General features: G+C 55.9%; 1 protein-coding gene. It reads right to left on the bottom strand.

Translation table 11 applies throughout. The features are described 5' to 3' along the window. Positions 1-21 precede the first annotated feature (21 nt). Positions 22-1,062: Mu transposase domain-containing protein (locus HMPREF3048_RS03635; RefSeq protein WP_141758842.1), on the bottom strand; the 1,041-nt coding region annotated here is incomplete at its 5' end.

Here is a 1,062-nt window from a genome sequence, read left to right on the forward strand (position 1 = left end):
TTGGTGGTTGTAGCGCTCATTTTAGGTCGCCTCCGCATGCTGTGGGGTGTTGATTGTGGTGGCAAGGAGTTGGTCGTAGGTAGCCAGGTTTGCTCTGGTGTGCTGTGTTGGTGGTGGGGTGCTGTATCGTGCAGCGATGCCAAGATGCGGTCCGGTTGGTTGAGCGTTGGCTTCTAAAAGTGCTGCAGCGGCGGTGACGGTGGCGTCGAAACCGCATTCTGCGGCGGTGGTTTGTGCATGGGTGAAAAACTCACGGCGTGTGACGGTATCTGCTTCGTCGAGGTAGCCGACGACGTTATCCGGCATATGGTGGCGAAGTGGTGAGTTCTTCCACGCTCCCGGCTTTTTGGCTAACCCTGGCAGCAGACTTATGGGGTTGATCACTGTAGCGTCTGCAGTGCCGAAGACTCTCGGCAGCGCGATGATGCGTCGAGACTCCTCGTCTAAGACGGTGATGGTGTCGTGGGACAATTCCAGTGTGACTTGCCTGTTTGCCCAGGCAGGCCCGACTAGGTAGCGGTTGCCTGCTACGGTGACAATCCCGGTTTTATCGGTGCGACGCACTTCGAAACGCACCGGATTAAACCGCACCGACGGACATGCTTTGAGCGCTTGTTGATCGTGTTGAAACAGATCAGCGATTACCGCTGCCTTCTTATAATGGGTCTGCTTGGCAAACGCGGCACACCCAGAGTCCAGAAGAGCGTTTAGTTCTGCCAGTGAAGCAACTTCTGGCACGGGAACGAGCAGGTTTCGGCGGATGAACCCGACAGCGTTTTCCACATTGCCTTTCTCATGGCCTGAATACGGGTTGCAGTAACGCGACCGAGTCCGATAGTGCGCTTTAAACGCGGCGAAGAGCTCTGATTCGACAACCTTCGGGCCGACACGGCGTCCAATAGCAGTAGCGTTATCGAAGACCATCTCAGTCGGCACTCCGCCGGCAGCATCGATGACATCCAGCAATCCGGTAATGACACACTCGGCGGTTTCACCGGCGAAGGCCCTGCAAAACCTCATATTCGAGTACGGAAACGTCACCACCAAAAGGTGTACAACCTT

This window comes from Corynebacterium sp. HMSC075D04 (assembly GCF_001815635.1).
Taxonomy (GTDB): domain Bacteria; phylum Actinomycetota; class Actinomycetes; order Mycobacteriales; family Mycobacteriaceae; genus Corynebacterium; species Corynebacterium coyleae.